At 64.5% G+C, this 26,529-nt stretch carries 27 protein-coding genes and 1 tRNA gene; 17 read left to right on the top strand and 11 right to left on the bottom strand.

Annotated features, from left to right (window positions below; translation table 11 throughout):
* Nucleotides 1-172: 172 nt before the first annotated feature.
* The 3 genes from LT988_RS01145 to LT988_RS01155 form a co-directional block, all read right to left on the bottom strand.
* On the bottom strand, nt 173-427 hold the full coding sequence (locus LT988_RS01145) for a hypothetical protein (protein ID WP_232408448.1): 255 nt from the start codon (nt 425-427) through the stop codon (nt 173-175).
* A 29-nt stretch (nt 428-456) separates the two neighbouring features.
* A complete protein-coding gene (locus LT988_RS01150) occupies nt 457-747 on the bottom strand; it encodes a DUF6489 family protein (protein ID WP_232408449.1) in 291 nt (96 codons plus the stop codon).
* 155 nt (nt 748-902) lie between these two features.
* Entirely contained in the window at nt 903-1,382 is a 480-nt protein-coding gene (locus LT988_RS01155; RefSeq protein ID WP_232408450.1) for a hypothetical protein, read from the bottom strand.
* Between the two features lie 149 nt (nt 1,383-1,531).
* On the opposite strand from LT988_RS01155, the gene LT988_RS01160 reads away from it, so the two are divergent.
* Together LT988_RS01160 and LT988_RS01165 are read left to right on the top strand one after the other, a co-directional pair.
* Entirely contained in the window at nt 1,532-1,846 is a 315-nt protein-coding gene (locus LT988_RS01160; protein ID WP_232408451.1) for an MTH1187 family thiamine-binding protein, read from the top strand.
* A gap of 156 nt (nt 1,847-2,002) precedes the next feature.
* A complete protein-coding gene (locus tag LT988_RS01165) occupies nt 2,003-2,845 on the top strand; it encodes a metallophosphoesterase family protein (RefSeq protein ID WP_232408452.1) in 843 nt (280 codons plus the stop codon).
* A 56-nt stretch (nt 2,846-2,901) separates the two neighbouring features.
* Here LT988_RS01165 and LT988_RS01170 read toward each other — a convergent pair whose 3' ends face one another.
* Complete coding sequence (locus LT988_RS01170) at nt 2,902-3,072, bottom strand: hypothetical protein (protein ID WP_232408453.1); 171 nt, start codon at nt 3,070-3,072, stop codon at nt 2,902-2,904.
* 252 nt (nt 3,073-3,324) lie between these two features.
* On the opposite strand from LT988_RS01170, the gene hslO reads away from it, so the two are divergent.
* The 8 genes from hslO to LT988_RS01210 all read left to right on the top strand — a co-directional run bounded on the left by hslO (nt 3,325) and on the right by LT988_RS01210 (nt 10,891).
* Nucleotides 3,325-4,197, top strand: coding sequence for an Hsp33 family molecular chaperone HslO (hslO, locus tag LT988_RS01175; protein WP_232408454.1), 873 nt, complete (start codon nt 3,325-3,327; stop codon nt 4,195-4,197).
* A 14-nt stretch (nt 4,198-4,211) separates the two neighbouring features.
* Nucleotides 4,212-5,462, top strand: a complete 1,251-nt coding sequence (locus LT988_RS01180) for a NupC/NupG family nucleoside CNT transporter (RefSeq protein WP_332460515.1) — start codon at nt 4,212-4,214, stop codon at nt 5,460-5,462.
* A gap of 256 nt (nt 5,463-5,718) precedes the next feature.
* Nucleotides 5,719-6,087, top strand: a complete 369-nt coding sequence (locus LT988_RS01185; RefSeq protein ID WP_232408455.1) for an HIRAN domain-containing protein — start codon at nt 5,719-5,721, stop codon at nt 6,085-6,087.
* Nucleotides 6,088-6,144: 57 nt separating this feature from the next.
* Nucleotides 6,145-6,459, top strand: a complete 315-nt coding sequence (locus LT988_RS01190; protein ID WP_232408456.1) for a hypothetical protein — start codon at nt 6,145-6,147, stop codon at nt 6,457-6,459.
* Complete coding sequence (locus LT988_RS01195; RefSeq protein WP_332460516.1) at nt 6,456-7,220, top strand: protein-L-isoaspartate(D-aspartate) O-methyltransferase; 765 nt, start codon at nt 6,456-6,458, stop codon at nt 7,218-7,220. The genes LT988_RS01190 and LT988_RS01195 overlap by 4 nt, the downstream gene beginning before the upstream one ends.
* 127 nt (nt 7,221-7,347) lie before the next feature.
* Complete coding sequence (locus LT988_RS01200) at nt 7,348-9,753, top strand: tRNA(Met) cytidine acetyltransferase TmcA (protein WP_232408457.1); 2,406 nt, start codon at nt 7,348-7,350, stop codon at nt 9,751-9,753.
* Nucleotides 9,750-10,226 (top strand): bis(5'-nucleosyl)-tetraphosphatase, encoded by a 477-nt coding sequence (locus LT988_RS01205; RefSeq protein ID WP_232408458.1) that lies wholly within the window; start codon nt 9,750-9,752, stop codon nt 10,224-10,226. The genes LT988_RS01200 and LT988_RS01205 overlap by 4 nt, the downstream gene beginning before the upstream one ends.
* On the top strand, nt 10,223-10,891 hold the full coding sequence (locus LT988_RS01210; protein WP_232408459.1) for a YceH family protein: 669 nt from the start codon (nt 10,223-10,225) through the stop codon (nt 10,889-10,891). The genes LT988_RS01205 and LT988_RS01210 overlap by 4 nt, the downstream gene beginning before the upstream one ends.
* Before the next feature lie 258 nt (nt 10,892-11,149).
* Here LT988_RS01210 and LT988_RS01215 read toward each other — a convergent pair.
* Nucleotides 11,150-11,239: transfer RNA gene (locus tag LT988_RS01215), tRNA-Ser, on the bottom strand.
* Nucleotides 11,240-11,448: 209 nt separating this feature from the next.
* On the opposite strand from LT988_RS01215, the gene LT988_RS01220 reads away from it, so the two are divergent.
* Nucleotides 11,449-12,117 (top strand): Bax inhibitor-1/YccA family protein, encoded by a 669-nt coding sequence (locus LT988_RS01220; RefSeq protein ID WP_232408460.1) that lies wholly within the window; start codon nt 11,449-11,451, stop codon nt 12,115-12,117.
* A gap of 96 nt (nt 12,118-12,213) precedes the next feature.
* Complete coding sequence (locus LT988_RS01225) at nt 12,214-12,399, top strand: hypothetical protein (RefSeq protein WP_232408461.1); 186 nt, start codon at nt 12,214-12,216, stop codon at nt 12,397-12,399.
* 416 nt (nt 12,400-12,815) lie between these two features.
* Here the strand turns inward: LT988_RS01225 and LT988_RS01230 are convergent, their stop codons facing one another.
* On the bottom strand, nt 12,816-13,184 hold the full coding sequence (locus tag LT988_RS01230; protein WP_232408462.1) for a DUF4870 family protein: 369 nt from the start codon (nt 13,182-13,184) through the stop codon (nt 12,816-12,818).
* A 6-nt stretch (nt 13,185-13,190) separates the two neighbouring features.
* Complete coding sequence (locus LT988_RS01235; protein ID WP_232408463.1) at nt 13,191-13,526, bottom strand: hypothetical protein; 336 nt, start codon at nt 13,524-13,526, stop codon at nt 13,191-13,193.
* A 228-nt stretch (nt 13,527-13,754) separates the two neighbouring features.
* On the opposite strand from LT988_RS01235, the gene LT988_RS01240 reads away from it, so the two are divergent.
* Both LT988_RS01240 and LT988_RS01245 read left to right on the top strand, forming a co-directional pair.
* A complete protein-coding gene (locus tag LT988_RS01240) occupies nt 13,755-15,050 on the top strand; it encodes a dicarboxylate/amino acid:cation symporter (RefSeq protein WP_232408464.1) in 1,296 nt (431 codons plus the stop codon).
* Between the two features lie 171 nt (nt 15,051-15,221).
* A complete protein-coding gene (locus LT988_RS01245; RefSeq protein WP_232408465.1) occupies nt 15,222-18,764 on the top strand; it encodes a sulfite exporter TauE/SafE family protein in 3,543 nt (1,180 codons plus the stop codon).
* 149 nt (nt 18,765-18,913) lie between these two features.
* Here LT988_RS01245 and LT988_RS01250 read toward each other — a convergent pair whose 3' ends face one another.
* Together LT988_RS01250 and LT988_RS01255 are read right to left on the bottom strand one after the other, a co-directional pair.
* Entirely contained in the window at nt 18,914-20,464 is a 1,551-nt protein-coding gene (locus LT988_RS01250; protein WP_232408466.1) for a GTPase family protein, read from the bottom strand.
* Complete coding sequence (locus LT988_RS01255; RefSeq protein ID WP_232408467.1) at nt 20,461-21,687, bottom strand: YcjF family protein; 1,227 nt, start codon at nt 21,685-21,687, stop codon at nt 20,461-20,463. Before LT988_RS01255 ends, LT988_RS01250 begins: the two co-directional genes overlap by 4 nt.
* Before the next feature lie 377 nt (nt 21,688-22,064).
* Between LT988_RS01255 and pbpG the strand changes: the two genes are divergently transcribed.
* The gene (pbpG, locus tag LT988_RS01260) at nt 22,065-22,910 is read left to right on the top strand and encodes a D-alanyl-D-alanine endopeptidase (protein WP_232408468.1); all 846 of its coding nucleotides are present in this window, start codon (nt 22,065-22,067) and stop codon (nt 22,908-22,910) included.
* Between the two features lie 21 nt (nt 22,911-22,931).
* Nucleotides 22,932-23,546, top strand: coding sequence for a PAQR family membrane homeostasis protein TrhA (trhA, locus tag LT988_RS01265; protein ID WP_232408469.1), 615 nt, complete (start codon nt 22,932-22,934; stop codon nt 23,544-23,546).
* A gap of 25 nt (nt 23,547-23,571) precedes the next feature.
* Here the strand turns inward: trhA and LT988_RS01270 are convergent, their stop codons facing one another.
* Nucleotides 23,572-24,675 carry an NADH:flavin oxidoreductase/NADH oxidase gene (locus LT988_RS01270; RefSeq protein ID WP_232408470.1) on the bottom strand — a complete coding sequence of 368 codons (1,104 nt, stop codon included), beginning with the start codon at nt 24,673-24,675 and terminating at the stop codon, nt 23,572-23,574.
* 193 nt (nt 24,676-24,868) lie between these two features.
* Nucleotides 24,869-25,378 (bottom strand): GNAT family N-acetyltransferase, encoded by a 510-nt coding sequence (locus tag LT988_RS01275; RefSeq protein ID WP_232408471.1) that lies wholly within the window; start codon nt 25,376-25,378, stop codon nt 24,869-24,871.
* Nucleotides 25,379-25,601: 223 nt separating this feature from the next.
* Between LT988_RS01275 and LT988_RS01280 the strand changes: the two genes are divergently transcribed.
* Nucleotides 25,602-26,528 carry a cation diffusion facilitator family transporter gene (locus LT988_RS01280; RefSeq protein WP_232408472.1) on the top strand — a complete coding sequence of 309 codons (927 nt, stop codon included), beginning with the start codon at nt 25,602-25,604 and terminating at the stop codon, nt 26,526-26,528.
* Nucleotide 26,529: the final 1 nt, after the last annotated feature.

Genomic DNA, 26,529 nt, shown 5'->3' on the forward strand with positions numbered 1-26,529 from the left:
GAGATGCTGATTTTCGAGTAAGATCGGCGTTTTGTACATCAACGACCCCTAGCGCAAACGCGGTTCAAAATAATATAGTTTTTAATATTTTAAACCGCGCCGACTCCAACGCGCGTCAAGTCTTCCGGCACCCATCCCATCCAAAAACATCGCATACTGCGCTGGGCGCGGTTTAATGCTCACACTTCTCGAGCTTCTCGCGCGCGCCCGGGATCACCGACAGGAGAAAGGTCGAGACGAGCACGACCGGCGCGAGGATGATGAGAACGAGGGCGAAGAACAAGACGATCTGCTGCAGGTAGGCCAGGTCGGGCAGCACGAAGCGCACGGCCATAAAGAGCAATAGGGCCGCGACGAAGAAAATCGCCGAAACGACCACCCCGTCACGCATGGTCCTGCAGCCGAGGATCAGCACGCGATGAACCATTCGTCACCTCCTCCGCACTGTCGTGCGCACTATTTTCGGCGCGGCGTGGACTCACCGTCCGGGCTTTCGCTGCCCGAGCTGGCGCCTCCCGAGGACATGCTCGCGGCATTAGTGAGCATTTTCTGGAACATGTCCCACGAGGCCATGGTCCCGGTCACGTAGGGTTGGAAGAGCTTGATCGGGTCGTAACCCTCGGTGCCCGAGACCATGCGCTCGCGGATGTCGTCCATCAACTGGCGCTGAAAGGCTTCGACGTCCGGCAAGCCGAACAGCTTGCGCATCTCTTCGGGCGTCATTTCGACATCGACACTGATCTTCATGCCTCTCTCCTCGGAGCGCGGCGTGGCACCTTGCCCGGCCTGCCCGAACACTCTGGACGATGACGGGGGTCTAAGCAAGCCGACTCGCAACGACAGATGAACCGAGCCCACATCCGATCGCAAGGGTCACGAAACGGGCTTGGCACCTTAAACCACTAATGCCGACTCGCGCGCGGAACCGAATCGGTCGGTACGGGATCCTCGACGGCCATGGTACGTCGCACCCGGCGCCCGACCAAGAGACAGGCGCGTTCGAACGCGCGACCAGCCTCGCGTGCGTTCCATTCCCACTCCGAGGGATGCGCGGTCACCGGGAACTGCCAGTGCCCCGTGGTCAGCACGGTGCCGATGCGCACCTCGAGCGTCCAGTCATGCCAGACGGTCGCAGGCTGATCGTCCTCGACGAACTCCTGCTCGGCCAGCCGGATATAGTTTCCCGCCCGATCCTCCATCGACACCAAGTCGGAAATGACCAGCGAGTCGTCGACACAACTCGTCCAACCCGTGTGGACCGCGCTGGCCGTCCCCATTAAGGAGTGGATGAGGAGTGACGGTGTCAATGTGAGCGACAAGGGGGTTTCCCAATCGGGCTCGGCGGCGTCGCTCGGGGTCTCGGTGTCGGTCTGGATGGCCATTGGAAATCCTTTGCGGTCGACTTGTTCCCGGCTGTTGCAGGGCGTCTAATGGCCTTCAGTCTATAGTTCAGGTCCGCCGCAGGGCAATCCTCGCTCGGCTTCGATGCCTCGGCACGCGGCCGAGCCACGCGCATCATCAAGGTCTCATCATGTCCGTTTTGCTCGATCTGAGTATCTTTCCGGTTGATCGTGGTGCCGGTCTGAGCAGTTTCGTCGCCCCCGTCATCGCCATGATCCGCGACAGTGGCCACGACTATAGACTCTCGCCGATGGGTACCGTCGTCGAGACGGACACCTTGACCGAGGCGCTCGCGTTGATCGAGCGCGCCCATGAGATCCTCGAGGCACTGGGCTGCGAGCGCGTCTATGCAACGGCGAAGCTCGACATCCGCAAGGGTCAGGGCGGGCGTCTCCACGGAAAAGTCGATTCGGTACGCAAGCAGATCGGCGAAGTCGCCTCCTGAACCGCGTCCGTACGCCGCGATATGCAGAGGTTCGCAGTTACGAATTCAATACTTAAACCGCGTCGACGCCATCATCTCAGAGGGATGCCGCACCGGCCGCCCACTCGAAACGACGCATACCGCACGGGACGCGGTTTAACACGGGACGCCCAGATCATGAAGGTTGCGATCTTTTCCGATGTTCAAGCCAACCTCCCGGCGATGGAGGTCGCGGTCGAGCGGATCCTCGACTGGGATCCGGATCTGGTGGTGATGGACGGGGATCTTGTCAATCGCGGGCCGAGCAGCCTTGCCTGTGTCGAGCTGTTCGACGAGCTGCGCCGCACACGTGGTTGGTTGCCGGTGAAGGGCAACCACGAGGCTTGGATCTTGCGTTGCGCTCAGGAGCCGCCGCGCACGGAGCTGGAAGGACAGATGCGGCGTTTCGCCGACTGGACCTACGAGCAGGTGCGCGAGCGCATCGCGGCACTCGAAGGCTGGCCGGATCATCTCTGTTTCCACGGCGAAAGCGATTCAAGCTGGGTGCACGTCACGCACGGGACCATGGCCGGGAACCGCTTCGGCATCTCGGCCGGGGTTTCGGACGAGGACATCCGCGGCAACCTCCCGGTGGATGTCGCCCTGTTCGTGACGGCGCATACGCACCGGCCCCTCCACCGGGAGCTGGACGGTACACCTATCCTGAACGTCGGCTCGGTCGGCTCGCCGTTCGACGGCGACACACGTGGGAGCTATGCCTTGCTCGAAGAGCGTCGGGGGCGTTGGATCTGGGAGATCGTGCGATTCGACTACGACCGTGCACGCGCGGAGCGGGATTTTCGCGATTCGGGCTTTATCGAAGAAGGCGGACCCTTGGCGCGAATCCTCTTCGAGGAGTGGCGTCAGGCGCGTCTCTTGATGCCCTACTGGAGGCGGGGTTTCGAGCCGGCCGTTCTCGCGGGAGAACGCGACCTCTCCGAGGCTGTCGATGAGTTCCTGCGGGACTCAGGCCAAGGCTGAGTGGGTCGAGCGCCGGTGCGCCAAGGCGCACCGGGGTTCGGTGGATGTCGTGTCGGTCACTGCTTCGCCTGCTCGCTCAGGATAAAGACGGTGATCCCGGATCCGAGCAGACCTAAGAACACCATCGGGATCCAGGCATCGGTCACGAGCGCTTCGGCTCCGTAGGTCGCGCCGGCCAAGGCCAAGAAGAAGGTTGCCGTGATCAGACTTAAGATAAGAGGCATCATGATTGTTTCCTTTTAGCTACATCGTTGGCTCTAATATTAGTCTTTGCTTAAGTAGTTGCAAGCCTCGCCGAGCCACCCAAAGCGCCTGAAGCCGACCTGTGCAGCCCATGTAACAGATTGAAACTATGAGAGACATCAAGCGCGATAAGGGCGATCAGAAGAATCCGACGCTGCGGATCGGACACACGCCTCGATCGATGACAAATTGCAACAAGATGTAACAGGGCCACAGTGGACCCCTTGGAGTACCGGATGAGCGACTCGGATCGTCTTTACCGCTTCACCTTCGAGAACATCGGAATTCGCGGCAACCTGGTCCACCTGGACGCGACTTGGCGTGCCGTCCTCGGTGCGCACCCCTACCCGGAAGCGGTCCGCAATCCGCTCGGCGAGTCGTTGGCCGCGGTCACCTTGCTTGCCTCGACGATCAAATTCGAAGGCTCTCTCATCCTGCAAGCGCAAGGAAAAGGACCCATCCGCACCCTGGTTGCTCAGGCGACTCACGAGCACAAGGTGCGCGGGCTTGCCCGCTGGGAAGGCGAGGTGCCTATCGACGGAACACTCGCGGCTCGGTTCGGCGAGGGCCATCTGGCCTTAACGATCGAGCGTCGCGGTGCCGAACCCTACCAGGGGATCGTCCCGTTGGAGGGGTCGGATCTCTCGGCGGCGATCGAGCGTTATTTCGTCGACTCCGAGCAGCTCCCGACACGACTCTGGCTCACCGCCGGCGAGAACCGTGCCGCCGGACTGCTGCTGCAGCGCCTCCCCGGCGAGGGTTTGAGCGACGAAGATTGGTCGCGGATCGGGATGCTCGCAGGGACCCTGACGCCCGAGGAGCTGACCGGCCAATCCACCGGCGATCTCCTCTATCGGCTCTTCAACGAGGAGTCGATTCGGCTCTTCGAGCCCGAACCGATCGCCTTTCGTTGCGGCTGCTCGCGCACCCGAATCGAGGAGACGCTCAAGCTCCTCGGCCCGGACGAGGTGGACGACATCATCGCCGAGCAGGGCGCGGTCAGCGTCACCTGCGAGTTCTGCAACCGCAACTACGCATTCGATGCGGTGGACGCCAAACAGCTCTTCGCCGAGTTGACCCGCCACGAGCCCTCCCCCTCGCAGCACTGAGTCGGCCCGGCCGTATGCTGAGCACCTTGCAGCCCTTGCTCGGACTGGGTGTCATCCTCGGTCTGGCCTGGCTCGCTAGCGAGCGACGTCGCGCGGTCAGCCCGCGCTTGGTCCTCGCTGGCCTGGCCCTGCAGATCGCGCTTGCCCTTCTGCTGTTGAAGCTGCCGCTCGCCCAAGCCGCCTTTCTGGCTCTCACCGACCTCGTGCTGGCCGTGCAGCGCGCCACCCAAGCCGGCACCGAGCTGGTCTTCGGTTTCCTCGGCGGCGGCGCAGCACCCTTCGAGACGCGCTACCCGCAAAACAGCTTCGTACTCGCCTTTCAGGCGCTCCCGTTGATCCTGGTGATGAGCGCACTCTCCGCCCTGCTCTTCCACTGGCGCGTGCTGCCGCTGCTCGTGCAAGGCTTCGCTTGGCTCTTGCGACGGACCATGGGCACCGGCGGGGCGCTGGGTCTGGGCGCGGCGGCGAACGTCTTCGTCGGCATGACCGAGGCACCACTCTTGATCCGGCCTTACCTCGCGGGACTATCGCGCTCGGCACTCTTCGCGCTCATGACCTGCGGCATGGCGACCGTCGCCGGAACCGTCATGGTGCTGTATGCGGGGATCCTGGCCGACACCGTGCCGGACGCGATGGGACATATCCTGACCGCCTCCCTGATCAGCGCACCCGCGGCCTTGATGATCGCCGGCGTTCTGGTGCCGGAGCACGCTGAGGAGGCGGACCGCTCGATCGTCGCTATCCCGAGCGCGTCGCGCAGCAGTATGGACGCCATTACACGCGGGACGCTCGATGCCATCCCGCTCTGGCTCAACATCCTGGCGATGTTGATCGTGATGGTCGCGCTGGTGAGTCTCGCCAACCAGATGCTGGGTCTGCTGCCGACGGTCGCCGGCGAGCCCTTGACCGCACAGCGCATCCTCGGCTGGGCGATGGCGCCGGTCGTCTGGCTGATCGGCATCCCATGGTCCGAGGCGCAGGTGGCCGGCTCCCTGATGGGCATTAAGACCATCCTCAACGAGCTGATCGCCTACCTGGAGCTCGCCGGCACCGCAAGTGCCGAGCTCAGCGAGAGAAGCCGGCTGATCATGACCTACGCACTCTGCGGATTCGCCAATCTCGGCAGCCTTGGCATCATGATCGGCGGCCTCGGGGCCATGGCGCCGGAACGCCGCGACGAGATCGTCGCCCTGGGACTGAAGTCGATCCTCGCCGGGACCATGGCAACGCTGTCGACGGGAGCGGTCGTGGCCCTGATTCTCTGAGGCGCTCCTCGGCTCGGTTGCAGCGCGGCCCCGCTGGTTGCGCCGTGCGGCGCGAGCCGCAACCAGTCGACGGAGTGGTTTTGCACCCCCATCTTCGGCGCAACCTCGCCAAAAAACGGCTCCGCCGACGCAACGCCGATGTCGAGGATCGATCGGATCCGCAACCCTCTCGAAACGAAAAAACGCCTCGGTGGCTCACCTTTTGAGCCACCCACCTGTTTAGGATCACGCTCACCGGACCCATGAGGCGACCCCAATGTCCCATCGGCAACGATCTGCAACGAATGTCCCCGAGCCCTCTCTCGACGAGGCCGTCATCGGCCGTCACCTGGTCATCCAGCGCAGTCGCCTCGCGGGTTTCCGCCACCATGAGGCACCGGCTTTCCTGCCCGCACTGCGGGCCGGCTCCCCCCTGACCCTCAGCGCGGAGCGCGACAACCCGCACGACGGCGATGCCGTGGCCATCCTTTGGCAGGGCCACATGCTGGGCTATCTCCCGCGTGGCGAGAACCTGGTCGTCGCCAGGCTGCTGGCGCGACAACGCCGCTTGAGCGCCCGCATCCGACGCCTCGTGCCGGAAGCCGACCACAACCAGCGGTTGCAAATCGAGATCTTGATGCATTGACGTCCCGAACCTCGGCGATTAGTTTCACGCCGGTACACCGGCCGACCGAGGCGCATCATGGGCGAGGAGATCAGAGGACATTGCTGGAATTGCGGGCGGGGACTGACTAAGCTCGATTACGGGCGCGAGCTGCGCTGCCCCGGTTGCGACAAACCGACCCATTGCTGTCGCAACTGTCGGCATTACGCGCCCGGACGACCCAACGAGTGCCGGGAACCGATGGTGGATCGCGTCATTGCGAAAGACCGATCCAACTTCTGCGACTGGTTTCAGCCTCTGCTGCAGTCGCCTGCGCTGAAACCCGGCGATCTCCCGAGCGCGTCGACCGACCCGGAGTCGCTGAAACGTGCCGCGGAGGATCTGTTCAAATGACCGACCGCAGAGGCCCTTTGCGTTCGGTTGACTGCTTACTCCTCGCCGTCGGACTCTGCCTGCTCACGACGGTCAACGCCTGCGCATCGGATCAAGACATGACCGCGGAACGTCAACGACTCGTCGAGAAGATCGAGGCCGAGGTCCGCATGACCGCCCCCGAGCTGGGTTTCGCGCGGCTCGATCCTCGGGTTGCCGAGGCCATGCTTCGAGTGCCTCGCCACGCCTTCGTACCGAACGCTCAACGCGCCTTGGCCTATGCCAATCACCCCCTGCCGATCGGCGGCGGGCAGACCATCTCTCAGCCCTACATCGTCGCCATCATGAGTCAGCTGCTCGACGTCGGCCCCGGCGACCGGGTTTTCGAGCTGGGCACCGGGTCCGGGTATCAGGCGGCCGTACTGGCTGAGATGGGGGTCGATGTCTATTCGGTCGAAATCGTCCCCGAGCTGGCCGAGCGCGCGCACGCGAATCTCGAGGCCGCGGGTTACCCGCAGGTCCAGGTCCGTGCCGGCGACGGATGGCTCGGCTGGCCCGAGGCCGCTCCGTTCGACGGCATCATCCTGACCGCCGCCGCGCCCGTGATTCCGGACCAGCTGATCGATCAACTGAAACCCGGCGGCCGTCTGGTGATGCCGATCGGCGAGACGCATAGCGTCCAACAGCTCGCGATCTTCGACAAGGACGAGGACGGCACCCTGCGACGCCGTGACCTCCTGCCGGTGCGTTTCGTGCCGGTGACCGGACCCTTGGGCGACTGAGCGATGCCGATGCCGTGCCCGCATCCCCGTGCGAACATCGGGATCCCGGATCCGGAATGGATCCGGTGTCTGCCGCCGAGGAACTACCGGACAACGAGGCCGTGGCCCCATCCGTCCCGGCGGATCCGTGTCTGAAGAGACCCTCGCGCGCTTGCATGAGGACACCCTCGAAACCCTCGTCCGCACGCTGCAGCGACATGCACAAGGCGCCGGTCATCGCGCGACCTTGCTGTTGAGCGGTGATGCGGACTGGACCGCAGACCTTGCGCGGCGTTGCGTCGCCGCGCTCGCGGATCAGGTTCCGAACTGGCTAACCGAGCGATCCCTGGCCGACGGCGCCCTTGCGCTGCGGGCCGCGGACCGGCTGCTCGGCAGCGATCTCGATCTCTTGGTCTATGACGCCCACAGCGGCTTCGACCCGGATGGTTTCGGCGCGGCCACCGGGGCGATTCGCAGAGGCGGTCTCCTCCTGCTGTTGACCCCGCCGTTGGCCGATTGGCCTGATCTCGTCGACCCGCAAGCCGAGCGCATCGCTGTTTGGCCAAATACGGCAGCATCGGTCGGCGGGCGTTTCCTGCGCCGGCTCGCGAGGCTGCTCGGGTCCGACCCGGGTGTCGTCCATCGTGCCCAAGGTGGCCCGGAAAGCATCTCGAGCGCGAAGAGATTCGTCTCCGACAGCACGCGCGTCACCCCGGAGCCGGACGACCCTGGCCAGACCACCAAAAACAGCGACCCCGACCCCGCCGAGCCCGCCACATCGGATCAAGATCACGCCATCGCGGCCATCCTGGCGGTCGCACACGGCCGTGCACGCCGCCCGCTCGTGATCCGAGCGCATCGCGGACGCGGCAAGAGTGCCGCCCTGGGCCTCGCCGCCGGCCGACTGCTGCGCGATAGTCCGCTCCGAATCCTGGCGACCGCGCCGCGACGCTCGGCGGCCGACGCGCTCTTCAAGCACGCCGCAGCCGTGTTGGACGATCATGCTAGGGCCTCCGCTCCTGATAAGTGGACCGGGACGACGACGGACACGGCGACGCCACCGATGGCAGATCGATCCGTGCACAGTCGTGCATCGGGATCACTCGCTTTCGTCTCCCCTGCCGATCTCGCCGCGGAAACACCGGCAGCCGATCTGCTCCTGATCGACGAGGCCGCCGGCATCCCCGCGCCCATCCTTGAGACCCTACTCTCCCGTTACCCGCGCGTCGTCTTCGCGACCACGGTCCACGGCTACGAGGGCACCGGGCGCGGCTTCGACGTACGTTTTCGCAACACGCTGGATCGGCTCACACCGAATTGGCGCGCAATCGCCCTCGACACACCGATTCGCTGGGCGGACGGTGACCCGCTCGAAGCCCTGACCTTCCGGGCCCTGCTGCTCGACGCAGCCCCCGCCTCGGAGGAGGAGCTGCGCGAAGCCGACCTCGCCGATATCCGTTGCGAGCGTCTCGACCGCGACGCATTGGTCCAAGACGAGAAGACCCTGCGCGAGCTCTTCGGTCTGCTCGTCCTGGCCCATTACCAGACCCGGCCGATGGATCTGCGCATGCTGCTGGACGGTCCGAATGTCCGCGTCTACGCGCTGCGATCGCGCGGGCACGTCGTCGCCACCCTGCTCGCCGCGGAGGAAGGCGGCTTCACCGATCCCGCCTTGTGCGAGGCGATCTTCAGGGGGCGACGACGGCCGCGTGGTCACCTGCTCCCGCAGACCCTGTCGACGCATGCCGGACTCGCCGAGGCCCCTGCCCTGCGCTACCTACGCGTGATCCGCATCGCCGTCCATCCGGCGCTTGCACGCCGCGGGCTCGGCCGCAGACTGCTGCGCCGTCTCGCGCGTGACGGTCGCACCGAGGGCGTCGATCTCCTCGGCGCGAGCTTCGGCGCGACACCGGAATTGATCCGCTTTTGGGACCGCTGCGGCTTTCGCCCGGCACAGATAGGCACCAGCCGAAATGCCGCAAGCGGCGAGCATGCGCTCGTCGTGCTGCGCCGTCTCGACGCGCGCGGTTGGCGCTTTGCCGCAGGGGCCGAGGCACGCCTGGAATCCCGGCTCCCGGTGCTGTTGGGCGGCCCGCTGCGCATGCTCGCCCCCGCCACCCTTCTCGCGCTCGTCGCTGCGATCCGCACCCCACCCGTCCCGGGCTCCGGCGAGCTGCCATCGACCCTCTGTCGAGATGCGATCGACGACCATGAGCTGAGCGGCTTCACCGAAGGCTATCGCTCTCTGGACGCCACCCTCCCGCTCCTGGCCGAGCTCGTCCGGCGCCGACTCGGATCCTGCCTGCGAGCCGGACGCATCGCGGACGACGACGCAGCACTGTTGATCGCGGTCGCCCGCCAGCTCCATTGCCCCACGTTGTTGGCGGACCGCCTCGGCACGAAGGGTCGCGACGCGATCATCACCCGCATCCGACGCGCAGCCGCCGCGCTGCGGTCCGCCCCAAGCGAGACCCTCCCCCGCGCGACAGCCATGCAAGACGCGTCGTCTCCGTCGCTTCCATTGGTATCTGCAACACGCGAGTGCGCCGAATGAAACGCCGACTGATCCTCTCCGCCGGCGTCGTTCCGGTCCGTCGGTTCGGATCCGAGATCCATGTCCTGATTCTGCGCTGCTACGGCTACTGGGATTTCCCCAAGGGCGAGACCGAGCCCGGCGAAGAGCCGTTGAGCGCCGCACGCCGCGAGGTCGCCGAAGAGACCGGACTGACCGACCTGGATTTTCGTTGGGGGACGTCTTTCGTGGAAACGCCGCCATACGGTCGCGGCAAGGTCGCGCGTTATTATCTGGCGGAGTCACCGCACGGTGATGTGGCCCTGGGGATCAACCCGCAACTTGGTTTTGCCGAGCACCAGGAGTTTCGCTGGGTCACCGAAGCAGAGGCGCGGGCGCTTCTGAACGAACGTGTGCGCACCGTCCTGGATTGGGCCGTGCGGCGCATGCGCGAATGGCCAGCGGCCCCGGCCGCCGAATCCGTCAACCGACCACCAGAGGACCGCCAACCATGACGATCGAGCACGACCCCGAAACCTCCGATGCCATGCTGACCCCGGCGGAAGCACGCGTCCTCGGCTGCCTCATGGAAAAGCAGCGCACCACACCCGACCAATACCCATTGACCCTGAACAGCCTCGTCAGCGCCTGCAACCAGAAGAGCGCTCGCCATCCCGTCATGAACATGACCCCCGGCGAGGTCGGCCACGTGGTCAATCAATTGCGTGACCGCGGCCTCATCTACGCCAGTCTTTCGGGTCGCACCGAACGCTACGACCACAAGATCGTCGGCACCTTCCTGCTGAGCCGAGAAGAGCATGCCCTGCTGTGTGCCCTGATGTTGCGTGGCCCCCAGACCATCGGCGAGTTGCGCACCAACACCGCACGGCTGGCCGATTTCAAGGATCTCGATCAGGTCATCACCACATTGCACGGCATGGCCAAGCGCGACCGCCCGCTCGTCGTCGAGCTACCGCGACAGCCAGGCAAGCGGGAGGAGCGCTACGCGCACCTGCTCTGCGGGCGACCCAAGATCGAGGACATACCGGAGTCCGCGCGCGCGTCGAGCGGCGAGCCGACCCGCAGCGCCCGCATCGAAGCTCTGGAGGTCGAGGTCGCGGAGCTCCGTGCGCAGATCGACCGACTCTGGACCCTGACCGGGCTCGAGGATCAGCGCTGAGCGCAGACGCCATGCGACAGACAGGCAACTCGGCCAGCGAGATCGGCAACCGTTGCGCGCCGCGCACGATTGTCGGTTTTTCGGGCTCAATGACTCGAATATATCGAGGTTTTAGACACTGCCGTGTCGAGGACCGAACCGGAAAGCGCCATGCAGACACGGATGAGTACGGACACGCAGGGCGCTGGGGCGAGGGCGGACGTGAGCGAGAGCAGCCGCAGAGGACCCCAAGAAAGATATGTAAGGCTTTGAATTAATTGGCGGAGAGGGTGGGATTCGAACCCACGGAGGGGATAAACCCTCAACGGTTTTCAAGACCGCCGCTTTCGACCGCTCAGCCACCTCTCCGAATCGACCGCCCGGCCCAATACCCCCCGACGCTGTCGGGCATCGAACGCCAAGTGGAAGCGGAGGGAAGGATACCGCATGTCAAAGGCGGACCCAAACGCCTTGATGCTTGCGTGAGCGACTCCATCAGGTATCCTTCAGGAACTCGGATCTTCTCGCCGAGTCAGACTCGGCAGCTTGGACTTGTCTTAACCGGAGTGACCACACCAATGGCCAACACTGACTTTACCGTCGCACGCAGCTCGCAGTCGGTCATCTCGACCAACAAGGTGCTCAAGAACACCTATTTGCTGCTCGCCGCCACGCTGGGCTTCAGCGCCTTCACCGCGATGGTGTCGATCGCCCTTGCCGTACCGAGCTGGATGTATCTCGTTTCGGTGATCGTCGCGATGCTGATGGGTATCTTCGTGCTTCCGCGCACGGCCAACTCATCGAAGGGTATCGGTGTCATCTTCGTCGTCACCGGACTCTTGGGGTTCGGCCTGGGCTCGATCCTGTCCATGTACCTCGCCCTTCCGAACGGCCCGCAGACGGTTGGCTTGGCCTTTGGCGGAACCGCGGCGATCTTCCTGGGTCTGTCGGGCTACGCATTGACCAGCAAGCGTGACTTCAGCTTCATGGGCGGATTCATCTTCGCCGGCATGATGGTCGTGATCCTGGCGATCGTGGCGAACCTGTTCCTCCAGATGCCGGCGCTTTCGCTGGCGATCTCTTCGGCCATCATTCTCCTGATGAGCGGCTTTATCCTGTTCGACACGAGCCGAATCGCACGGGGTGAAGAGACCAACTACATCATGGCGACTTACGGGATTTATCTCTCGATCTTCAACATCTTCATCAGTCTGCTGCAGATCCTGGGGATCATGGGCGACGACTGATCGACGAGCCCCTCTTCGGGCACGAACCCCGGCCAAGCGCCGGGGTTTTTGTTCGGGCTCTAGACATGACCCCGCTCGGGGCAGGGAGATGATTCCATGGAGCTAGCGCTGAAAATCGCCGCTGCGGCGGTGCTCGTCCTGATGCTGTTCTATCTCTGGCCGGCCTACAAACACTGGCAGGAGAACGGCCCGAAGGCGGAAAAGGGAGATTGGCAGGCGGCGATTCTGCCGCTCGGTGCGGTTGTCGCGCTGGTCGTGCTGCTGATCTTGGCCGTGCGCTGAACCACCTTAGCGGACCTCGCCCATCATCCAGCCCGGTCACCTCACTGACCGGATCGGTCGGGCGGACAAGCGCTCCAACGTGGACAAGCGCTGTACGGTGGACAAGCACAGCGCAGTACACCATCTCCAGCACCGGCGCAGGACCCGGTGGACTTCGCTCTCGCTCGTTCACCCTACGTCTACCGGCCTGTTTCATGAAGAACGCCCCCCGCTATTGCCGGGGTCCGCGAACTCACCCAGCCGCCTGATCGATTCTTGGTGAATCGCTGACGCGCTAGACTCGCACCAGTCCGGCAATCCACGCCCCGCGTTCTTCGATGGTCGAAATCATCTGAACCGCGTCCGCTCCGACGTCAATTGGCGGACGGGGCGCCCACGGCACGCGAGAAGATCGCAGCTGTCACCCGAAACGCGGTTCAGTCGGCATACATCGGGCGTTCTTCGGCCAGATTGAGCCACCCTTTAACGACGCGATAGAGCGTCCAGAAGTACACGACGCCCCAGATCAGAAAGCCGATCAAAAACACGCTGGTCACCAGACCGATAAGACCCCATAAGAGTTGGAACCAAAAGGTACGGATCTGCCAGACGAAATGTGATTCGAGCCAGGTTCCCCGGACCTCGGCGAGGCGCAGATAGTTGACGATGACGCCGATGACGGATGTCACGCCCAAAATGAACGACAGGGCCTGAAGGAGATAGACAAAGCCGGTTGTCGTCTTGATTGGATCGGTTGTTTCGGGCTCCGCCGAAACGGGTTGGACCTTGCGTGTCGATTCATTCATCCAGACTCACCAAGGGCGATATTCGAGTCCGGGAATGGCTTCACGATCGAAGACCGAGGGGAGCTCCCGGATGAGCTGATCCACCTCTTCGAAATCCATGTGTCGACCGTAGGAGGCCTTGGCCGCATCGATGGGGAGCTCGACCCAATACCGGATCGAGCCGGGCTCGCGAAGGATCTGCAGGGTGTTCTCGGCGTGATCGATGATCCCGAGATAATCGTCTTCATGCTGTAGGCGAGGCAGCAGCTGCTCTCGGATCTCCCGGCTGCTCACCTCCAGCGCACTCGCAGACGAGACCGACTCCCCCGAACGCTCGAATAAGTAGTAGACGCGATAGTGCATGGCTGACGATGTTCGCTCTCTGTGTGCTGTGACGGTCTGGTCTCGGCACGGCGTACGGCATAAGATGTGCCCCTCTGCGCGGTTGCACGAGTACCCCTTCGAGCACGCCGAGCCGGCTCGACCTTCGGCGAAGATGGATCGCCGAGTTCTTCCGCGCGGATGAGAGATCCCGCAATCAGGCGCGCGCTGACCCGTGCCGGAACACCTCAGAGCCATTCGGAGACGTCGATGTCGGTTCTCAAAATGAAGCTCCACTGGCAGATCCTGATCGCGCTCGTGTTGGCGATCCTCATTGGGTTGATCATCGAGCCCGATACCGGGCTTTTCGGGGTTACCCTATACGCGATCTTCGCCTTTCTGGGCGAGCTTTTCCTCAACGCCCTGAAGATGTTGATTGTACCCCTGATCGTGTCTTCGATCATCGTCGGGGTCGCCGGAATCGGCAACTCGAGCAATCTCGGGCGTCTCGGGGGCAAGACCATCGGCTACTACGCGACGACGAGTCTGCTCGCCATCATCGTGGGATTGTTGGTCGTCAACATCATTCAGCCGGGTGTGGTGGATGGCTCGGCCGAGGAGGTGTTCGGACTATCGGCCAGCAAGAGCGACCTGGAGGCTCAATTCGCGGACAAGGGTGCCGCCGATATTGTCGAGATCTTTCTGCGTATGGTGCCGACGAACATCGTCGCAGCGGCGGCAGCGGGGCAGATGCTCGGGCTGATCTTCTTCAGTCTGCTCTACGGATTCTTCATCACACGCCTGAACGGCAACCTCGCACAGACCCAGCTCGACTTCTGGAACGGCGTCTTCGAGGTGATGATGAAGATCACCGAGCTGGTGATGCGCTTCGCGCCCATCGGTGTCTTCGCCCTTGTCGCCAAGACAGTGACGGATACCGGATTGGAGGCATTCGGGCCGCTTGCGCTCTTCTTCTTCAGCGTCGTGATCGCGCTCGGCATCCATTTCTTCGTGACGCTGCCTCTGCTGCTCCTGTTCGTCGGGGGTGTGAAGCCGAGTCGTCACTATCGTGCCATGGGTGCCGCGCTGCTCACGGCCTTCTCGACCGCCTCCTCCTCGGCCACGCTCCCGCTGACGATGGAATGCGTCGAGAAGAACGCAGGTGTCTCCAACCGGACCTCGAGCTTCGTGCTGCCGTTGGGCGCGACCGTGAACATGGACGGGACCGCGCTGTATGAATGCGTCGCCGTCATGTTCATCGCACAGGCCTACGGCATCGAGCTCGGCCTCGCAACCCAGTTCATGATCGTGATCCTGGCCCTCTTGACATCGATCGGCGTGGCCGGCATCCCGGCCGCCAGCCTCGTTGCCATCGCCATCATCCTGTCCGCCGTCGGCCTGCCGTTGGAAGGAATCGGCCTAATCCTGGCGGTCGATCGAATCCTCGACATGATGCGCACCTCCGTCAACGTCTTCAGCGATTCCTGCGGTGCCGTGATTATCGCCAAGAGCGAAGGGGAAACCGGAATCCTGGAAAACAATGGGCCGATCCCGGCCAAGGCCTAGTCGGCCACCCGAGGCCGAACCGCAACACCGTAATCGCGGCTCGGGATCAGCATCGATCGATTTCCTTCATTAAGCTAATGGAATTACGATAGGGCGCGTGGGCAACGACGCGGGGACACTCCGCGCGCTGCGCGATCATGCCGCCCCCTTCGACCTAGCATCCCGAGCGCCGTGTCTGACCCTACCCTCTCCGCCAGCGCCGAAACGACCGCGAAGCTTTTCCGCGGGCGCGTCCTCAAACCGGCCGAAGGTGTCTTCCTGTTCCATCCAAGGGCCATCGAACGCCTGATCATCGACCACTTGTCAACCGAGGCACGCGACATCTCGATCCCGGAGCTCGCCTATTACCTGATGCCATCCAGCGCCTTTCTCACGGGGCTGGAATCGGAAAATCCGGAGGCGCTTGCGGTCATCGAGGGGCTCAACCTGCCCGACTACGTGATCCTCCTGCCGATCCCGCCCGAGCAGAGACTCGACCGTGTCGGCTTCACGAGACTGCTGCGCGACTACTGGGCACGGCGATTCGAGGCTGAGGTCGCGCGCGCTTGGCAGATGGCCCGCGACGACAATCTCGACGTGGATCCGTTCGGCCCGATCGGTCTGGCTCACCGAATCGGCCCGCTGGCGTTGGCCGAAGTGCGCGACATCATGACCCGTGACGGGGTCGTCCCTGCAGGCATCGGAGACGCCTTCGTTTGCCGCAGTTTCGTGGCCCTGGTCGCGCGGCTGCGCTACTTTTCACCCGGAGCGCGCGGTTTCTTTTTCCCGACGGTCCGCGACTGGCATGCGCTCGATCTGTGGCTCGTCGAAAGCGGGCTCGATCTCCCCGCATCGCTCCAGGGCGGTCGGCTACCGCGCTTGCTTGAGCATACGCGGCCTGATCACCGCTGCGGTGTCCCCGAATATCTGCCGCTTCTCCCGTCCGGCCTCCCCTACGGTGATTCGGATCCGGATTTCGCGCGTGCGGCCGCGGCCCGGGAGGGCCGCGAAACACCGTACAGCCCGGTTGAGCCCGCACCGCCGGATGCCTCCGCTCCGCCGCCCGCGAGCCCTGCCGGCGAGGTCGAGGCGCGCTGTCTCGCGGTCCTGCACGACGCCTCTCAACTGGCCCGGCGAGACTGGCCAACCAGACTCCGTGACATCGCGATCACCCCGGCCGGCCCACTCCTGGACGCACTACTGGCCATCCCGACCCTGTTCAGCCGTCGACGATCCGCGGCAGGACCTCGTGGGATCCGGCTGGATCTTCATCTCGCCTTGTTCGCCGATGCGGTGCGCAAGGCCCAGCGCGCCGAGCTCGACGACCGTTATGCCGCCGCGCTCCTCAACCTGGCTTTGGCGCAACGACGCTTTATCGCCATGGGCGAGCCCTGCATGGATGCGCAGGACGCCGTCCGCGCAACCCTCACCCAACGTGCCGCTGCCGCGGAGAGCACCTTGGCGGATCTGATCGCCGCCAACGCGAAACTGAGCCCGGAAACGGCGGGCGAATTGAGCGCCTTGACCGAGCGCCTCGGCACGGAGGTCATGCGCTCCGGCTCCGCACGCTCGGCGTACCTGATCCTGCGCGACCTGGAACGCGTTCTGCTGGAGAGCCGAAAAACCTACTACCGCCTGCGCCCGTTTCAATGGGCGGCGAGCGGCGGAAAGGTGCAGCCGAGACAGATCCTGCCCTTTCAGGCGCGCCTGAAGGCACTGCGCGCACTCGAGGTCGCCGCGAGCCGGCTCGAGCAGATCGAGTGGCCCGTGCAGGACGTCGAACGATTCGCCGTGCCCCTGCGGCGGCTCTCGGAGCAGCTGTCGTGGCGCCTGGCCGACCAGCTCCGACCTCATCTTCGTGCCTCGCTCGAAGAGGCCGGTTTCAACCCGGCCAACCATCGCGAGCAGGTCGCGGCCCACAAGATGCGCGAGGAGCTGCTCGATGTCATCCGAAGACGCCGCCATCTGAAGTTTACCGACGTACGCGACATCGTCGCACGTAATATCCTGCGCTTACCCGACCCAACCCTGGAGGAGATCCTCCACGGCGACCGCCTTGCGCATTTCGATCGCATCGCCGCCAAAGCCCTCCCCGGCGTCTATAAGCCGGGAGAGTTCTATATCAAGGGCCTACAGCAGCTCGGCGCACCCCTGTTCGGCACGCCGCAGGGCCGGCTGATCCTTCGTCACCTGATCCTCCCGGCGGGCCTGGCCTTCCTCGGACTCAAGACCGTCGACATCCTGGCCGGCCTGATCGCGCCCGAGGGAAGCTCCGTCCACCTGGCGCCGGCCTGGCTGGTACTGCTCCTGGCGCTGCTGATCAACGCGTTCGCCTACACTCGCGTCGGGCGAGCGATCGCCAAGACGATCTGGCGTGCCCTTTCGTGGACCGTCCGTCTACTGCTGTTCGACGGGGTACGCAAGCTGCTGCGCTGGGCGCCCGTCGCGAGACTTCTATCGACGAGCCTCGTCCGCGGCCTGGATCGCAACCTCGTCCAGCCGCTGTTCATCGGCTTGCTGATCGTGCTCCCCTTCGTGGGACTGGGTCTGCTGATCGACGGGGTTGAGATCGATTACGGTCTGTCCCTGCTGATCCCGGCCTTTGCGATCGGCACGCTCGCACGCAATACGCCGGCGGGTCGACGCATGCTCGACAACGCAGCGAGCGCCGCGTGGCAGATCCTGCGGCGCCTGAATCAGACTCTGGTGATCGGACTGGTTCGGGAGCTGCTCCATTTCTTCAAAGAGGTCACGCGCCGCTTCGAGCAAGGACTCCATCGCATCGAGGAGTTGCTGAGCCATCAGCTCGGAGAGTCGCGGCTCGCGCTTGTCGTCAAGTCCCTGTTTGCGCCGGTCTGGAATCTCACGGAGGCAATCATCCAGTTTTACGTGACCGTGTTGGTGGAGCCGCAAGTCAATCCGATCAAACACTTCCCTCTGGTCACCATCGCGCACAAGCTGATGTTGCCCTTCCTTCCCGCGCTCACCGGGCTGCTCGTTGCACTCACGGAGCCCTTTCTGCCGAAGCTGATCGCCTACCCCTTCGTGACCGTCACCATCCTCTTGTTGCCGGGGCTCGCAGGCTTCCTTGTCTGGGAGCTGAAGGAGAATCGGAGGATCTATGCCGCCAATCATGTCGGCTCGCACCAGGGCGGATACGACGCGGTCCGGATCGGGGCGGTGCGTCGATCCGATCTGGAGAGCACGCCGATCGAGCCGGCCATCATCGGCGGCCATGGCGAAACCATGCGCGGGATGCTCCGCCGTGGCTTTCACAGCGGAACATTGCCGAAGGCCTTCGACCGCCTGAGACGCGTGCTGCGCGAGGAGATCCGCGACGAGGTCCCATACCCTCATCGCCTTCGAGACGCACAGCGTCGCCTCGCCGAGGTCAATCGCACCCTCTGTGTCTTCTGCGACCGCGAGCTGGGCTATGCCCTGCGCCGCCGCTGCGCCGAGCCCAATTGCGGGCTGGTCCGCGTCGAAACCGGACAGCCCCGTCTCTCGAGCAACGCATTCGATCTGACCCTGGAGCTTTACGCGGCGAACACCGCGGATGATCGGCCGATCGAGCTGCAGCTCTGTATCTATCTGGAGGAGCCCGACATCTATCTCAGGGTCGAGGTCAACGGACCGAAGGAGGAGCTCGGCGAGCCCTGCTGGAGGTTGATTCGCTCCGACCTTGAGGTATTCAGCGGTCGCGCCGGCGCCAAGCCGGCACCGTCGGCGTTGTAGGGCGTCCAGCGCGCTGCCGACGGCGCACTGCGCTCAGGCCGTTGTGCCGAGCCGTGCAAACCGGGTCAACCTCCGGCGTCGGACGTTCCGAAAATCGCCCTCGATTTCAATTCATGACGGCAAGATGCCGGTCGCATCCCGCGGGACATCTATCGTCGATTGCGTGCGCCGGTGCTGCGCTCGGGCAAGGCGAGCAGGAAGCGACCCGCGTTGGCCAATTGTCTGCGCACGAGCGACCAGTTTTCCTCGCGTTTCCGCGCGTCTTGGCAACGCAGCAGACGCGAGCGCTGTGCGGCATCGAGACGGTCGAGAATGGCCGCCCAGAGGACGTCGTCGACGTTGTAGACCCGCCCGCCGGCGAGACAGACCGGGATGACGCTCGCGATCGGGATCGCAAGATCGGCCGCGACCACCTCGACGGCGGCGAGGATGCTTTCCGCTTTCAGACTCTTGGGCTCGGCGAGATCATACGGCGGCAGCCACTCGCGGACCGGGCGCAGCCGATCGATATGGCTGAGCACGACGAGCACCGGGGGCGGACGACGGGTCAGGCGCTCGGCGAACGCTGCGCGCAAGCTGTCCAGGGTCTCGCGATCGGCGTGACGGTCGGGGCGGTCGGCGGCACTGACCCAGAGGATCATATCGGCGTCGCCCGCTGCCGTGCGCAGAGTCTGCTCGTCCATCGCGTCCGATCCCGGCGTGTCGTAGATGAGGGCGAGGTCGAGACCTTCGCGTGCCAAACGATAGGGCGTGAGCATCTTGGTGGTGTCGGGCAGCAGATCGGTCGCCACGCGCAACTGGCCAAACAGTGCGTTGATCAGGCTGGATTTTCCGGCGTTGGAACGCCCCAAAACCAGGATCCGCAAGGGCTCGCCGGCCGGCTCGTCGGAGGATCCCGCCGTGCGCAGATCACGCTCGGACGACGTGGTCGGCCGGGCCTCGGGAGAAGCGTCGGACAGTAGGAGTCGCCCGCTGTAGAGCTCGATCGCATAGGTACCGACCTTGCGCACGTACTCCCTCAGGATCCAGCCATAGAGCTCGTCTTGCGCCAGGGCGTAACCGCGACCACGCAGCTGCGCCAACGCCTCGGTCAGGAAGGCATTGGCCGGATTCACGACCCATTGCCCGGCGCGATAAAGCCCCAACAGGCGATCCGCAAAGGGCTTCCAGCGATAGGCGCGCATCAGCGAGCCCACCGTCAGCCGGTGACTGAAGGGGATGTGGTCCGTGATGGTCTCGCGCAGATCCCGGCTCGCCCGCTCGACGATCAGGAGCGTGTGCGGCACCGTCAGCTCCAACAGGGGCTCGTCGACGTCGGGATGAAAATGCCGAGCGACACGCTCGAGCGTCTGCTGCCCTAGAACCCCGAGCCTGTCGCCCGCCCCGATCGGCCAGTCCTCGGGCTTGGTCTGTGCCGCCAGATCCTCGACCAGCGCCCAAGCGCCGTCGGCAGCAGGGGGCCAATCGGGGTCCGATTCAGTCTCCGCCGCGTGGAGCAGCCGGCGCTCATGCCGATGCAGCCAGGCCTGAAGGCCGTAGCCGGCCGCGCTGAAGAGGACGAGCGCGACCAGCCAGTAGCGCATCGCTCCCATCTGCCACAACCAGAGCAGACCCAGCGGCACGAGCGCCGCGACGGGAACCGCCCACAGCAGAAGTGCAAGAAGGCGCAGGCGATCGATTCGGCTCAGGAGTGTGTTCATGGCCGATCCGATTTGACAACGTCTTTGAGCAGGGCGGTGCCCTTGTCGAACCCTTCGGCGAAGGTGCGGCGCAACCCCTCGGCGTCCGCGGGCAGCCCCCGGCGTCGGCGATTGAAGTGAAACCCGGCGGCCTTACCGAGCGCATAGGTTGTCGCGCCGCTGGCGGTCGCGCCCCAGACGGCACCGGCCGTTTGGCCCCAGACCGGAATCAGCTTGACCAGGGAGCGGCCGGCGCTGCGCGCCGCATAGGCCACACCGATGCCGGTGCCGAGCAGACCCAAGAACTCGATGATGGCGCGGCGATCCCAGTCCTGACCGTAGAGCGTGGCGAGACTTTGCAGCATCTTTGCCTGGATCGCCGGCACACCGACCAGATCCACCAAGGGAAGCGCGCCGACACCGGCCGCCGCAATCGCATAACCGACGATGTGCGGGTGGGCGGATCGGGCATAGGCGTCGCGCACGCCGGCATCGCTGCGCAACAGGGCCTGGAGACGCAGGGTCGAGACCCCGTCGATTGCCTGCCACAGGGCATCCAGGCCGTAGTCCGGCGGGTCGAATCCATCTTCGGGGAGCGTGAGATCGATCGGCACCCACCGCACCGGGATCTCGCCCGGCAGCGCTCCGAGTCGATCTCTTTGCGCACGCAAGGCACGGGCGAGGTCGATGGGGACGGATTCCTGCCAGCCCTCATCCTCGAACGGATAGGGCGAGGGATGCTCGCCGCCCGGCGGATAAGCCTCATGCAATCCGGTCTGCGCGATCACCAAGGGCCATTCCGGGTGGCGCCCGCGCACCTGACGCAGGACCGCACGAACATCGTCCTGGACAATATCCGTTGCCTTCATCACGGCCAACAAGAGATGGGCCTGTGACTCGCAGTAGTGGATGTCGGCGCTCGGGTCATAGGCGACCTCGCCGAGGCCGCGGGTATCGAGGAAGCGCACCAAGGGCGCCTCCGCAGGAAAGTCGTAGAGCCGCGTCGTCGCCGTACAGGGCTGGAAACCGTTGCCGATCTCGGCAAGCCCGCTCCCGGTGAGCGCCCGAATGATGGAGGTCTTTCCGGATTGAGTCTTGCCGATCAGCCAGACCACGGGAAGCGGATGCCGCGCGCGGGCCTCCTGCAGGGCTGCACCGAGACGCGCGTCATCGACCCGCGGCTCTAGCAGCGCCTCGCGCAACCCGCGCCAGCGATCCGACCACCGTGTCCAGGGATTTTGCATCAGCACCTCGATCCCGACTCTCCGATAAAGCAGCAACACCCTCGCGCCTCCGCAGCAGGCAGCCCGATCCGAGCCGGCCGCTTTCGACCCCTGGCGATTCCCCGATCCTGTGTAATAATTCTCGCCGACGCCGGACCTCCGGCCATCCGTGGCTTCCGTCCACTCAATCGAACCGCATCCGCCGCTGCTGCTCCGGAATGACGGAAGGCCGATGTCCCGGCGGGAACGCCACATGGGACGGCGGACGGGTTTCGGACACCTTTCATTATCGCCGAGATATCCCTCTCATGCCCCCATTGTCGTTGTCGCCGATCAACCTACTCGGCCCGCTGCACCCTCCAGCCAGGAAGGCTCGATCGATCAAAGAGATCGGTCCGATGCTCTTATCGGCACTGATGCTCGCCGGCATCATCCTCTGCAGCGACGCCTTCGCCGCGACTCAGCACCAGGGCTCCGGCACCTCGGCCCTCAAGATCAATTCAGCCAGCGCCCTGATCGTCGACGAAAGGGGCAACCGGATCTACGGCAAGAACACCCGGGATGTCAAACCCATTGCCTCCGTCACGAAGCTGATGACGGCGATGGTGGTCTTGGACTCCGGCGCCTCTTTAGATGCGCCCATCACCATCACCGAGGCCGACCGCGACACCCTGCGCCACAGCCGCTCGCGCCTGCGGATCGGCCAAGCGACATTATCGCGCCGCGAGATGCTGATGGTCGCACTCATGTCCTCGGACAACCGTGCCGCCGCCGCCCTGGCGCGCACCTCGCCGGGCGGGACGCCGCGATTCGTTGCGGCCATGAACCGCAAGGCCCAAGCACTCGGAATGCGCGATACCTCCTTTGTCGACAGCAGCGGGCTGGACAACCGCAACCGCTCCACGGCCGAGGATTTGGTCAAGATGGTTCGCGGTGCTGCCCAGTATCCCTTGATCCGTGAAGCCACCTCGCTTGGCGAGATGAAGGTCCAGCCTTTCGCCGGCGCCGGCGCCCTGGAGTACCGCAACACCAATCCGCTGGTGCGCAACCCGGAATGGCATGTCGAGGTGAGCAAGACCGGGTTCATCAACGAGGCCGGCCATTGCCTGGTAATGCAGACCCGAATCGGCGATCGGCGACTTTATGTCGTCTTTCTGGACGCGGTCGGCAAGCTCACGCCTGTCGGCGACTCGAACCGTCTGCGCCACTGGCTCGCCGACGGACAACGCATCGCAGGGAATTGATCCCGCACCGCGTCGCATCCGATGTACGCAGGAGAGCGCTTCAACAGCATCTCGCACCTGGTCGGCGCGGTCCTCGCGCTGATCGGTGTCGCGGTGCTCGTGACCCTTGCCGGGATGCAGGGTGGCGCCCTTCGGATCGTCAGCTTCAGTGTCTACGGCGCCACGCTGTTTCTGCTCTACCTCTTCTCGACCCTTTATCACAGCCTCCGGGGGCGCACAAAGCAGGTCTTCAAGATCCTCGACCATGCAGCCATCTACCTGCTGATTGCCGGCACATACACCCCGTTCAGCCTGCTGGTACTGAAGGGGTCGACGGGGTGGTGGATGTTCGGGGCCATCTGGACCCTCGCCGGCATCGGTGTCCTGATCGACAGCATCCCCCACGGAAGACGGCGAATCCTGCCGATGATCATCTATCTCACCATGGGCTGGCTGATCGTCTTCGCACTCGAGCCCCTGGTGGAAAGCCTACCTGCGGCCGGCGTCCGCGGGCTCGTGGCCGGCGGCCTCTTATACACCTTCGGCATCATCTTCTACGCCTTGGACAGTCGCTTCTCCTGGTCCCACGGTGTCTGGCACCTCTTCGTGCTCGCGGGCAGCATCAGCCACTATCTGACGATCCTGATTTTTCTTTGATTTCCGCACCACAGGCTTAGGCGATTCACGACTTCCACCCTGCGTAACTTTGCAACCAGTGGGCATAAGGCGCAGGGAGTATCCAGGCGGAGCGCTCGACACCCAGCGTGCGGGCGGCTTCGTACGGCCAGTGCGGGTTCGCCAAGTGCGCGCGCCCGATCATCACCAGATCCAATTGCGCGCTCGCGACAGCGCCTTGGGCGATCTCAGGGACGTCGAACCCCCAGGCAGACGCCACCGAGAGCCCGGACTCGCGCCGCACGCGCTCCGCGACGGGCGCGAGAAATCCCGGCGCCCACGGGATCCGAGCGGTCGGGGTGGAAAATCCAATGCTCACGCTCAAGAGATCGAGACCGTGGCCTTTGAACGCCTTGGCCAGCTCGATCGACTCGGCCAGTGTCTCCTCATCGCGTCCGTCGTATTCGATCACGCCGAATCGCGCGGTCAGGGGAAGATTCTCGGGCCACACCTCGCGTACGGCATCGAGTGTTTCCAACAGGAATCGGCACCGGTTCTCCAGGCTCCCGCCATAAGCATCCTCGCGCTGGTTGGAATGGGTGGAGAAGAAGCTCTGGCCCAGATAGCCATGCGCGAAATGCAGCTCGAGCCAGCGGAACCCGGCATCCCGCGCGCGCCGTGCAGCGGCCTTGAAGTCGGAGCGTACCCGAGCGATGTCGTCCATGGTCATGGCCTGCGGCACCTTCGGGAGATTCGCACCGTAGGGGATCGCCGAGGGCGCGATCGTCTTCCATCCGCGCGGGTCGCCCTCGGGGATGTGATCGTCGCCTTCCCACGGACGGTTTGCGCTCGCCTTCCGGCCGGCATGTCCGATCTGAATGCCCGGCACGGCGCCGGCCGCCTTGATGGCCTCGACTGCGTGCGCAAGCGCCTGCCCCTGCTCGTCGTTCCAAAGACCGGTACAGTTGGGCGTAATGCGCCCTTCCGGGGAGACCGCGGTCGCCTCGACGATGACCAGACCGGCGCCGCCTCGCGCGAGACCGGCAAGATGCACCAGATGCCAGTCGTTGACGAAACCGTCGATCGCCGAGTATTGGCACATGGGCGGCACGGCGATGCGGTTGCGCAGCCTCACGTCCTTGAGCGTGAAGGGTTGGAAGAGAGCGGACATGGTGACTCCTTGGTCAAGTGGTCGAAATATCGGGAGACTCTCTCACGGAGACACGAAGATCACGCAGAGACACCCTAAGATCCGTGGCTCCGTGAGAGGGATTCGAAGACAGATGGTCGGCAGACTGCGTCTGTGCGGCCCGGCCCCGGAAACGCTGCATGGTCCCGGGTATCGAATCACGCTTCGCCCATGCTCAGGCGCTCGACCCGAGACGCTTTTCCATGAATCGGTATTGTACGGAGCGCTCGCCGGCACTCCCGGCGCCGAAGCCAAGCGCGCGGTAGAGCCCCTCGGCTCGCGGATTGTCCTCGCGCACCTCGAGCGTGAGCTTACAGCAGTCGCGTCGCCTCGCCTCTGCCTCGATCGCCGCCAACAGCGCAGTGGCGATACCCCTGCCCCGATGGCCTGGAAGCACCGCCAAATCGTGGATATTCAGCAGCGCTCTGGCACGGAAGGTCGAGAACCCCTGAAAGCAGATCGCCAGCCCGACGGCATCCTCCCCATCGAAGGCCAGGAGCACCAAATGATCGGGAATGCCTCGCAAGGCCGGCACCAGACGTTCCTTCACGTCCTCGGAAAGCGGCCCGTCCGCACCCATGGCATCCTCGGCGTAGGCGTTCAGCAGGGCCACGACGGCGCTTGCGTCGCCGGATCGGTCCAGATCGGCGGACCGGATCCGGCCCGAAAAACGCTGTCGATACATCCTGATTCCTCTATGTCGCGCAGGCGGCGAACCCGACCCTTAAACGCTCTGCCGCAGCCTCGCGGCGCTCGCCTATAATCGCTCGGCCCCATACATCGTCAGCACACCCGAGCAACCCCGGCCAACGCCGCCGTCCGGCCACCGATCACCGATCCGGTAAATCCGACGGCCCGGCAGCGACGCCGCGCGGCGGGTGACCGGCAACACTGGAGACAGAGAATCCATGGCATCGATCGAGCGCGTGATGCGGTTGCGAAGCGAGCTTGAAGCGCGCTTGTTGTGGATCTCGTTGGGCGCGACCCTGGTGATCGCCGGGCTCGGCATCCTGTTCGGGCTCTTGGCCCGATCGACCGCTATTCTCTTCGACGGATTCTTCTCGCTCGTCGATGTCGCGGTGACCTGGCTGACACTTGTCGTGGCGCGCTTGGTCGCCAGCCAAGGCGATCGCCGCTTCCAGTACGGGTTCTGGCATCTGGAGCCGATGGTCATCGCACTGAAGGCATCGGTGCTCATCGTCCTGGTCGCTTACGCCTTCTTCAGTGCGGTGAACAGCATCCTCAAGGGCGGCTACGAGCCCGAGTTCGGCATGGCCCTCGTCTACGCGTGCAGTGTCGCCCTGATCTCCTACGGGATGTGGTGGTGGATGGGCCGCCAGGCCGAGCGCATCGACTCGGGTCTGGTACGCTTGGACGTCAAGGCATGGCTGATGTCGGCCCTGATCACCACCGCGCTGCTGATTGCCTTCGGCGCGGCGCTGGCGATGAAAGGCACCGACGCGGAGGGTTTCATCCGCTACGTCGACCCCCTTGTGCTGGCCGCCGTCGCACTCTTTCTCCTGCCCCTGCCCTTCCGCGAGGCGCGCGAATCGTTCGGCGAGATCCTCTTGATCAGCCCGCCTAACATGGACGCGCACGTCCGTTCGGTCATGACCGACTTCGTGGCCCGCCACGGCTTTTCGGACTATCGCAGCTATCTCTCCAAGGCCGGCCGCGCCCGATTTATCGAGATCTCCGTCCTGGTGCCGCCCGACCTCAGCCTCCCGGTCGGCGAGATCGACGCACTGCGATCCGAGATCGGAGACGCCATCGGCGGCGCGGGGCCGGATCGATGGCTCACCATCGTCTTCACTGCGGACCCGATACATCTGTGAT

This window comes from Thiocapsa bogorovii (assembly GCF_021228795.1).
In the GTDB taxonomy this organism is placed as follows: Bacteria; Pseudomonadota; Gammaproteobacteria; order Chromatiales; family Chromatiaceae; genus Thiocapsa; species Thiocapsa bogorovii.